The organism is Actinomadura fibrosa (assembly GCF_900659615.1).
Taxonomy (GTDB): domain Bacteria; phylum Actinomycetota; class Actinomycetes; order Streptosporangiales; family Streptosporangiaceae; genus Spirillospora; species Spirillospora fibrosa.
Window position 1 is genome coordinate 1 of sequence record NZ_CAACUY010000320.1, and the last position, 8,891, is coordinate 8,891.

Sequence of the window (8,891 nt, forward strand, 5' to 3'; positions counted from 1 at the left end):
CGTCCGCGCCGTCCGGGCGGCCGCTCATCACGGCGAGCTCCCGGGCCCGCGCCGCCGCGGCCCCGCGCCGCGCGAACGGCTCCGGGCGGACGTCCAGGACCGTGATCCCGGCGGGGACGCGGTGGCGTCCGGGGTCGCGGAGCAGCGCAACGTCGCCGACCCGCAGCGGCAGCGCCCGTCCGAGGGTCAGCCGGGCGGTGTCGTCGCCGAGCGGCCGGACGCGCACGGGCACCGAGGCGGTGCCCACGTGCAGCATGAGGCGGCCCGGCAGGTCGTGCGCCGCGTCGCCGCGCAGCCGGACGTCGATCACGTCGGTGCCGAGCCACCGTCCCGGAACGAGCAGCGCGTCGCCGCGGCGGACCTCCGCCGACCCTCCGTGCAGGTTGACGGCGACGCGGGCGACGGCGGCGGCCTCGTCCCGGTCCTCCTTGAGCGACTGGAGACCCCGCACGCGGAACGGGTCGCCGCCCGCCGCCGGGGCGAGGCGGTCGCCGACCCGGATCGTCCCGGCGCCGAGCGTGCCGGTGACGACGGTCCCGCGCCCCTGGACCGTGAACACCCGGTCCACCCACAGCCGCACGTCGGCGGCCAGGTCGGGCGGCGGCAGCGCGCCGGCGAGCCGCTCCAACGCCGCCCGGAGGTCGTCCATGCCGTCCCCGGTGGCGCCGCTGACCGTCACGGCCGCGACCTCGCCCAGCGACGTCGCGGCGATGCGGTCGAGCGCGTCGCCGCGGACCTTCGCCGCGGTCGCGGCGTCGGCCAGGTCGGCCCGCGTCACCGCGAGAAGCCCGTGCCGGACGCCGAGGGCGTCCAGCACCGCGAGATGCTCCTCGGACTGCCGCTGCCAGCCCTGGTCCGCCGCCACCACGAACATCACGGCGGGGACGGGCCCCACCCCGGCGAGCATCGTGGCGACGAGCCGCTCGTGGCCGGGCACGTCCACGAACGCGAGCCGGTCGCCGCCGTGCCGCCCGGCGGGCTCCGTCCAGGCGAAGCCCAGCTCGATCGTCAGCCCGCGCCGCCGCTCCTCCTCCAGCCGGTCGGGCTCCATCCCGGTCAGCGCGCGGACGAGCGTGGACTTGCCGTGGTCCACGTGGCCCGCGGTCGCGATGACGTGCATCAGCGCCCTCCCGCAGCCCGGACGGCCCGCGCGACTGCGGCGTCCTGCTCCGCCGGGACCGCGCGCAGGTCGAGCAGGCACCGCCCGTCCTCGACGCGGCCCATCACCGCCGGGACGCCTTGCCGCAGCCGCGCGGCGTACGGCTCGGGCAGCGACACGGCCGCGCTCGGCAGGACGACCCCGGGCGCGCCGCCCCCGCCGACCGCCGCGTCGCTGCCGACGGCCCGCGCGTCCACGCCGTCGGCGCGCAGCCGGTCGGCGAGGCGCTCCGCTCGCTCCCGCAGGACGGCGACGTCCGCGTGCAACGCCTCGTGCGTCGGCGTGTGCGGGCCGCGAAGCGTCGCCTCCAGCGCCGCGAGGGTCATCTTGTCCACCCGCAGCGCCCGCGCGAGCGGATGCCGGGCGAGCCGCCGCACGAGGTCCTCGCGCCCGAGGACGATGCCGCACTGCGGCCCGCCGAGGAGCTTGTCGCCGCTCGCGGTGACGAGCCCGGCGCCCGCCGCGAGCCGGGTCGCGGCGTCCGGCTCGTCCGGGAGCAGCGGCTCGGGCGCGAGCAGCCCGGACCCGATGTCGGCGACGACCGGGACGCCGAGCCCGGCCAGCTCGGCGACCTCCGCCTCCCGCGTGAACCCCGTGACCTGGAAGTTGGACGGGTGGACCTTGAGGATGAACCCGGTCTCCGGGCCGACCGCCGCCGCGTAGTCGTCCGGCGTCGTGCGGTTCGTCGTGCCGACCTCCCGCAGCCGCGCGCCCGTCGCGGCCAGCAGCTCGGGGATCCGGAAGCCGTCGCCGATCTCCACCATCTCGCCGCGGCCGATGACGATCTCCTTGCCCGCGGCGAGCGCCGTCGCGGCCAGCACGAGCGCCGCCGCGCCGTTGTTGACCACGTGCGCGGCCTCCGCGGCGGGCACCCGCTCCAGCAGCGCCGCGAGCACCGACCTCCCCCGCCGCGCCCTCGTGCCCGTCTCCAGGTCGAGCTCGACGTCCGTCGCGCCGGAGGCGACCCGCACGGCGTCCTGGGCCGCGGCCGACAGCGGCGCCCGCCCGAGGTTCGTGTGGAGCAGCACCCCGGTCGCGTTGACGACGGGCCGCAGCCCGGACGCGGTGACCGGCAGCGCCTCCACCGCCGCGTCGGCCACGGCGGCGGGCGGGATCTCGCCCGTCCGCGCGCGCCGCTGCGCCGTGACGACGGCCGCCTTCACGAGCCCGTGCCCAAGCCGTCCCGCCGCCTCGGCGAGACGGGGGTCGGCCATCACCACGTCCGTCCGGGCGATGCGGCGCCGCTCGTCCTCGACGGGTGCGGGCTGGCTCTCCATCAAGCGACCTCCGGTAAGGGCGCCCCTGGTCGGGACCGCGCCCGGCCGACATCCGATACCCGCCAGCATGGCACGCATCCCGAACCGCTCACCCGCAGGGTGTTTCCGTGTCGATCCCCCGGTAATGCATGAGTCATGCATGAACGACTGGCCAACCTCCTCGGCGCCACCTCGCTGGCGGTCACCGACCTCGTCCTGGCCGAGATCACCGGCAGCGCCGAGGTGAGCGCGAGCGGCGCGGCGGCGCTCGTCGTGCTCGCGCACGCCCCCGGGCTCGGCGTCACCGAGCTGGGCCGCCGGGTCGGGCTGACCCAGTCCGCGGCCGCCCGCATGGTGGACGGCCTCCAGGCCGCCGGCCTGGCCGACCGGCGCCCCGGCAGCGGACGCGTCGTCCGCGTCCACCTGACGCCCGAGGGCGAGCAGGCGGTCGGCCGGCTGCTGTCCGCGCGCGGCGCCCCGCTCACCGGCGTGCTCGGCGCCCTGGACGCCGCCGAGCGGGAGACGCTCGCCGCCCTGCTCGGCAAGCTGCTCGCCGCGCTGTACGAGCGGATCGGCGACGCCGACCTGATGTGCCGCCTCTGCGACCGGCACTGCTGCACGGCGGGCGCCGTCTGCCCCGTAGGCCAAGCCGACCGCGAAGCCCAAGCCGCAACTTTGGGTGAGGGGGCTCGGTGACGGGGGCTTGGTTGGCGTTGGGGTCGGCGCTCGCCTATGGGGTCGCCGACGTGGTCGGGGGGCTGCTGTCGCGGCGTGCGGACTTCCGTGCGGTCGCGCTGCTCGGGCAGCTCGGCGGGCTGGCGTGCGCGGTCGTCGCGGCGGTGCTCGTTCCGGCGGCGCGCGTCGGCGCGGCGGACCTCGGCTGGGGAGCGCTGTCCGGCGTCGGGACGGCCGCCGGGATGGTGTTCCTGTACCGGGGGCTGAGCCGCGGCGGCATGAGCGTGGTCGTGCCGGTCAGCGCGGTCGGCGGGGTGGCGCTGCCCGTGCTCGCCGGGGTCGCGTTCCTCGGCGACCGGCCGTCGGCGGCCTCCTGGACGGGCATCGCGATCGTCCTGCCCGCGCTGTGGCTCGTGTCCCGGGCGCGGTCGGACGAGCAGGGGCGGGCGCGGGCGGCGCTCGCCGACGGGCTCCTCGCGAGCGCCGGGATCGGCGTCCAGTACCTCGCGCTCGCGCAGGCCGGCGAGGACGCGGGCGCCTGGCCGGTCGCGGCGGGCCGGGCCGCCGCCGTCCTCGCGATCGCGCCGATGATGCGCTCGCCTGGACGCAGGCTGCCGCGAGCCCGGTTCGCGGTGGGCGCGGCGGTGAACGGGGCCGTCGCGGCGGTCGCGCTCGTGCTGTACCTGCTGGCCACCAAGGAGCAGCTCGTGGTGGTCGCGGTCGTGCTGTCGTCGCTGTACCCGGTGGTGCCGGTGCTGCTGGGCGTCACGGCGCTGCGCGAGCGGCTGTCGCTCGCGCAGGCCGCCGGGCTCGCCGGGGCGGGCGCCGCCGTCCTACTGCTGACCGTCCCGGCGGCGTAGGGAAACTCCTCCCGCGCCGAACATGCGCGCGGTGGGAGCACAGGAACCGCGGCAGGTTGTCATCCAGGTGAGTGTCGGACGCGCGCCGCGATATCTAGCCTGACGGCCCCGGGTGTCCGCGCACGGAGGTGACACTTTGACGGAGCTGTACGAAAGATCCGCCGAGACCGACGACCTCTCGGCCCAGCCATGGCGCGACGTACCGCGCGAAGAGGCGCAGTGGATGCGCCCCCATCTCCCGGCCCTCGTCGCCTCCATGGTCGAGGGCGTGCAGCGGCACGTCCCCGAGTACGCCCGCCGGGACGACCCCGTGTACACGGAGGTCATGCGGGTCGCCGTCACGCAGGGCATGGGGCACTTCATCCAGATGATCGCCGACCCGGACGCGTCCTCGCAGGAGGTCCACCAGGTCTTCTTCGACATCGGCTACGGCGAGGCCGTCGAGGGGCGCGGCCTGGAGCACCTGCAGAACGCGCTGCGCGTGGCGTCCCGGACGGCCTGGCGGTACCTGTCGCGCGAGGCGGACCGGCTGAAGAAGCCGCGCGAGCTCGCGATCGCGCTCACCGAGGTCAACTTCGCCTACCTGGACCTGCTGGCCTCCGCTGCCGCGCAGGGCTACGCGCGGGCCCGGGAGAAGGCGGCGGGCGAGCGGGAGCAGCGCCGCAGCCGGCTGCTGAGCCTGCTGCTGTCGGACCCGCCCGCGCCCCGGCGCCTCCGGCCGCGTCGTCGTCCCCTGCCACCTCACCCCGCGCGCCCACGCCTGCCGCGGCCGGGCCGCCTGGCTCCGGGCCCGCGGCGTCTCCGTCCGCCACACCGTCGCCCGCTCGGCGCTCACCCTCGGGACGGTCCTCACCGCGCTGCTGTCCGACCCGCGCTGGGGACCCGTCGCCGTCATCGCCTACTGCGTCGTCCCGTACGTCGTCTTCGCCCGCACCGCGCTCTCGCCCAGGGACCTCCACCGGACCGCGCTCCTGCGGCCCGTCCTCACCCCCTACACCTGGTACCGGACGCTGTGGGAGGAGCCGCTCTGGAACGCCTGCGCACCCCTGAAGGACGAGAGTTGATCGATCTGGCGACCGCCCCCGAGCTGCGGATCACGGCCTACTTCTACGAGCGGATCTACGGCACCGCCCCGGCGACCGTCCGGCGCGCCCAGGCCGCCCTTCCCCTCCTGGACGGCCTGACCGTCGCCCTGCCCTGGGGCGCCGTCGTCGCGGCGGGCCCCACCGGCGACCGCTCCGTCGCCCTGTACTCGATGAACCACCACGCCGACCGCTTCACCGCGCCGACCGGCTCCCTCACCGACGCCCCCCGCTGGGCCGGCGAGGCCGTCACGGCCCTCCGCGCGCACTCCGCGCCCGTCCCCGGGACCAACCTCCTGCTCAACCGCGAACTCCCCGCCGAGACGGGCCTCCTCACCGGCACCGAGACCATCACCGCGACGTCCCTCGCCCTGCGCGACCTCCACGGCCCGCCCGCCGTCGCCTTCTCCGCCCCTCCGGCCAGGGAGGCCCACGCGCTCCTCCGCACGGCGGGCGGCACCGAGCACCTGCCCTGCGACCTCGCGTCCGCCGGCCTCCGCCTGCTGCTCATCACCCTGACCGTCCCGCGCGTCCCCGGCCCCCGCCCCCACCTTGCCGCCGCGCCGTCCACCACCCGGAGGGCCGCCGCCGCCCTCCGCGCGGGCCGTCCTGCCGACCTGGGCCCCCTCCTCACCGAGGCCCACATCCCGGGCTGCCCGACCGCCGACCTGGCCCTCTCCACGGCCCTCGCGGCAGGCGCCCTCGGCGGCCGCTCCCTAGGCCCCACCCTCATCACCCTGACGCCCCTGACGACCGTCCCGCACATCCGCGCCGCCGTAACCGCGGCCCTCACCCCCCACCTACCCCACCCACCCCGCTACCTGACCACAACCCCAGCCCCACCCTCCTAAGCCCCACCGCGCCGAACCCGGTAGCCCCATCGCCTGAGCACCCGCACCACCGTCTCCGCCCCGGCCGGGTTGGCGCTGTGGACGACGATCGTGCCGATGTCGAACGGCCGCCCGTCGAACGCCGCCTCCTCCAGCAGCGTCACGACCGGCATGATGCTGTCCTCGCCACCCAGGTCGTGGTCCAGCCACAGCTCGTCGATCGCGCGGTCGCGGTGCTCCTCCAGCAGCAGGATCCCGTCCCGGCTGGTGCGCGCCACCCGCGTGGCCTGCGGCAGCTCCCGGAGATCGTCGATCCCCAGGACGACCCGCTCCTCGCCCATCTAGGTGGACGTGGGGGTGGTGCGGAGGCGGCGGGCGCTGCGGACGGCGGCGTCGCGGAAGGCGTCGGCGACCGCCCTGGTGACGAAGTGGCCCGTCCAGGTGACGAGGAAGGTCGCGAGGATGAGCGCCGGCGCCCAGCTCCACGTCAGGTTGGCCCAGATCCGTTCGAGGGTGGCGTGCGGGTCGACGACCGGCTCCCAGCTGTTCAGGCGCGCCCAGCGTCCGAGGAAGATGCCGACGGCGCAGAGGGCGTGGGCGGTCACGGCGGCACGGCCGCGCCAGGCTCCGAGGCCGAGCCGGTCGAGGTGGCGGAGCGCCGCGGACAGCGACAGGTGGTAGGCGAGGAGGCCGGAGCCGACGAGCACCGCGTAGACCGGCAGGACGGCCGACACGACGGGGCCGTCCTTGGTGGCCATCATGATGTCCCAGCGCAGGTGGATCAGGTCGGTGACGACGTAGGGGGCGTTGGGCAGGAACAGGGCGAACAGCACCAGTCCGGCCCACCAGAACGGTGACCGCGACACCCTGGCCGGGCCGCTCCCGCGGAAGAGGAGCAGGGCCAGCCCCACCGGCACCCAGGCCAGCAGGGTGTTCCATCCCATCCACCAGGCGTCGCGGCGGAGGAGGTCGGCCAGATTCGGTGCCACCTGATCCAGAAGACCCATGGTCACGATCGTGCACCAGCGCGGCGTTCCCCGCATCGGCCGGAAGTGTGATCCGCCGATTTCAGAGTTTGGGGGTGAACGGGCGGCGGTGGGCGGGGTCGTCGGGTTCGGAGATGCCGCGCATGGCCGTCTCGACCAGCTCGATGGCCTGCGCCAGGGCGACGAGCCGCGCGCCCTCGCGGCGGTAGGCCTCCAGGACGGCGTCGACGCCGTGCGGCGGGACGAGCTCGCCGAGGTCGACGCGGGCGGTGCGGAACCCCTCCCGGGCCGCCTCGACGGAGGCGTTGACGTGGTGGCGGGCCATCCGCGCGAGGGCGATCGGGTAGCGGCGCAGCACGCCGTAGCGGCGGTACTCGGGCGGGACGAGCTCCAGCAGCCAGGTCAGTGCGGTGTCCTCGAAGCGGTCGGTGCCCGGTGGGTGCACCTGCGAGGGCCAGCCGGGCGGAACGTAGGTGCTCACCCGGCCAGGATAACTCTCACTCGAACATATGTTCGAGACAAAACGGACAGGATGTCGTCACCCGGTGCCGGACGGCCCCGGAGCCGGGCCCGACGGACCGGAGCGGCGGATGCGGATCTTGCCGGAGTCCAGGTCGTCGCGCCGGGTGCGGGCACCGTCCCCGGCCTGCTCGTGGTCGTCCTGGCGCAGGACCTTCTCCCGCTCCTGCTCCTCCTGCTTGACCTTCTTCGAGCCCTCGAACGCCGAGGCGAGGTCCTCGAACATGCCCCCGCCGAAGCCGGCGCCGGTCTCGCCGTCCCCACGGATCGCGCCCATCAGGGACGACCTGCCCGTGCCCTCGCGGGGCCATTCGACGATCTCCTGCTCGGCCGGCTCGGGCCTGTTGCCCATGGCACGGCCCTTGACGCGCTTGCGGCGGCGAAAGGGTGACCTCACACACTCTCCAACGCGATGAGTCGGCGGATTGATCCCGGCGGCGTTCATGTTCCGAACTTCCACCGGGTGGGAGAACCGGTGAAGTCCCCCTGGCGCAGCCCGAACGCCCGCTGCGGTCGCACCGCCACGGTGGCGTTCACCGCGGGGTCCAGGAAGTCCACACGATAGCCGGTGGAGTACTTCTCGTTGACCAGGTCGATGAACCGCTGGAGCGTCGGCAGGTCCGTGACGACCTCCGCGACCCCCTCGATGACCACCGGGTTCTCCGCCTCCTCGGTGGTGACGACGACCTGGGGGTTGGCCCGCAGGTTCACCATCTTCCGGGACGGGACGCTGCTGCTGAACATCAGCTCCCGGCCCGACCAGGCGCCCCACACGGGCATGGCGTGGGGCCGCCCGTCCGGCCGGACGGTGCACAGCCAGAAGTTCCGCGCCGCCCGCATCCGCTCCACCGCCCACGACCACGAGAGCAGGCCGCTGCCCTCGTCCGGGCCCAGGATGCCGTAGCCGGGCATGTACGGACGGTCTGCGACGGGCTCCGGTCCCGGTGCGGCGCCGGAAGCCGACATGGCGTTCTCCCCTCGGTCGAGCACTCCCCGGGCATATCGTTTCAGAACGCGGCGCCGGGCGGTAACGCTCGGTGGCTCGGCCGGAGCGGCTCGGCGCGGTAGCCTGCGGGACGTGCGCCTATCCCGTGTCGTCTCGGCTCTCGAAGAGCTGTACCCGCCGTCGTGGGCCGAAGCCTGGGACGCCGTGGGGCTCGTCTGCGGCGACCCCGGGCAGGAGGTCCGGCGGGTGCTGTTCGCGGTCGACCCGGTGGCCGCGGTGATCGACGAGGCGCTGGAATGGGAGGCCGACCTGGTGGTCGCCCACCATCCGCTGCTGCTGCGGGGCGTGACGTCCGTGGCGGCCACGACGCCGAAGGGACGGCTGATCCACCGGATGATCGGCGGCGGAGTGGCGCTCTACACCGCGCACACCAACGCCGACGCGGCCGACCCCGGCGTCTCGGACGCGCTCGCCCGCGCCGTCGGGCTGACCGGCCCGCTGCGGCCGATGGTGGCCGCCGACGGCGACCCGCGCCGCGGCCTCGGCCGGATCGGGACGCTCGCCGAGCCGGTCCCGCT

At 75.6% G+C, this 8,891-nt stretch carries 11 protein-coding genes; 4 read left to right on the forward strand and 7 right to left on the reverse strand.

Annotated elements, in window-relative coordinates; all coding sequences use genetic code 11:
* Together E1300_RS44535 and selA are read right to left on the reverse strand one after the other, a co-directional pair.
* Positions 1–1,120, reverse strand: a 1,120-nt coding sequence (locus E1300_RS44535; protein ID WP_207400325.1) for a GTP-binding protein, incomplete at its 3' end; no start/stop codon positions are given.
* Positions 1,120–2,436: an L-seryl-tRNA(Sec) selenium transferase gene (gene selA / locus E1300_RS44540; RefSeq protein ID WP_131763317.1), complete on the reverse strand. Its 1,317-nt coding sequence runs from the start codon at positions 2,434–2,436 to the stop codon at positions 1,120–1,122. The genes selA and E1300_RS44535, both read right to left, overlap by 1 nt.
* Before the next feature lie 135 nt (positions 2,437–2,571).
* Between selA and E1300_RS44545 the strand changes: the two genes are divergently transcribed.
* From E1300_RS44545 to E1300_RS44555, 3 genes are all read left to right on the forward strand, one after another.
* Entirely contained in the window at positions 2,572–3,111 is a 540-nt protein-coding gene (locus tag E1300_RS44545) for a MarR family winged helix-turn-helix transcriptional regulator (protein WP_131763318.1), read from the forward strand.
* An 11-nt stretch (positions 3,112–3,122) separates the two neighbouring features.
* Entirely contained in the window at positions 3,123–3,950 is an 828-nt protein-coding gene (locus E1300_RS44550; protein WP_207400326.1) for an EamA family transporter, read from the forward strand.
* 136 nt (positions 3,951–4,086) lie between these two features.
* Positions 4,087–5,883, forward strand: a complete 1,797-nt coding sequence (locus E1300_RS44555; protein WP_131763320.1) for a PucR-like N-terminal domain-containing protein — start codon at positions 4,087–4,089, stop codon at positions 5,881–5,883.
* On the opposite strand, the gene E1300_RS44560 is transcribed toward E1300_RS44555, so the two are convergent.
* From E1300_RS44560 to E1300_RS44580, 5 genes are all read right to left on the reverse strand, one after another.
* On the reverse strand, positions 5,880–6,203 hold the full coding sequence (locus E1300_RS44560) for a cyclic-phosphate processing receiver domain-containing protein (RefSeq protein WP_131763321.1): 324 nt from the start codon (positions 6,201–6,203) through the stop codon (positions 5,880–5,882). The genes E1300_RS44555 and E1300_RS44560 overlap by 4 nt on opposite strands.
* Positions 6,204–6,869 (reverse strand): DUF1361 domain-containing protein, encoded by a 666-nt coding sequence (locus E1300_RS44565; protein ID WP_131763322.1) that lies wholly within the window; start codon positions 6,867–6,869, stop codon positions 6,204–6,206.
* A 61-nt stretch (positions 6,870–6,930) separates the two neighbouring features.
* Positions 6,931–7,329: a hypothetical protein gene (locus E1300_RS44570; RefSeq protein WP_131763323.1), complete on the reverse strand. Its 399-nt coding sequence runs from the start codon at positions 7,327–7,329 to the stop codon at positions 6,931–6,933.
* A 57-nt stretch (positions 7,330–7,386) separates the two neighbouring features.
* On the reverse strand, positions 7,387–7,719 hold the full coding sequence (locus E1300_RS44575; protein WP_242619794.1) for a DUF6191 domain-containing protein: 333 nt from the start codon (positions 7,717–7,719) through the stop codon (positions 7,387–7,389).
* An 89-nt stretch (positions 7,720–7,808) separates the two neighbouring features.
* Positions 7,809–8,333: a pyridoxamine 5'-phosphate oxidase family protein gene (locus E1300_RS44580; RefSeq protein ID WP_131763325.1), complete on the reverse strand. Its 525-nt coding sequence runs from the start codon at positions 8,331–8,333 to the stop codon at positions 7,809–7,811.
* Positions 8,334–8,445: 112 nt separating this feature from the next.
* On the opposite strand from E1300_RS44580, the gene E1300_RS44585 reads away from it, so the two are divergent.
* Positions 8,446–8,891, forward strand: a 446-nt coding sequence (locus E1300_RS44585) for a Nif3-like dinuclear metal center hexameric protein (protein WP_242619795.1), incomplete at its 3' end; no start/stop codon positions are given.

Coding starts and splice junctions, on each gene's coding strand:
- selA (WP_131763317.1), bottom strand. CDS start 2,436: ATGGAGAGCCAGCCCGCACCCGTCGAGGACGAGCGGCGCCGCATCGCC.
- E1300_RS44545 (WP_131763318.1), top strand. CDS start 2,572: ATGCATGAACGACTGGCCAACCTCCTCGGCGCCACCTCGCTGGCGGTC.
- E1300_RS44580 (WP_131763325.1), bottom strand. CDS start 8,333: ATGTCGGCTTCCGGCGCCGCACCGGGACCGGAGCCCGTCGCAGACCGT.
- E1300_RS44560 (WP_131763321.1), bottom strand. CDS start 6,203: ATGGGCGAGGAGCGGGTCGTCCTGGGGATCGACGATCTCCGGGAGCTG.
- E1300_RS44575 (WP_242619794.1), bottom strand. CDS start 7,719: ATGGGCAACAGGCCCGAGCCGGCCGAGCAGGAGATCGTCGAATGGCCC.
- E1300_RS44565 (WP_131763322.1), bottom strand. CDS start 6,869: ATGGGTCTTCTGGATCAGGTGGCACCGAATCTGGCCGACCTCCTCCGC.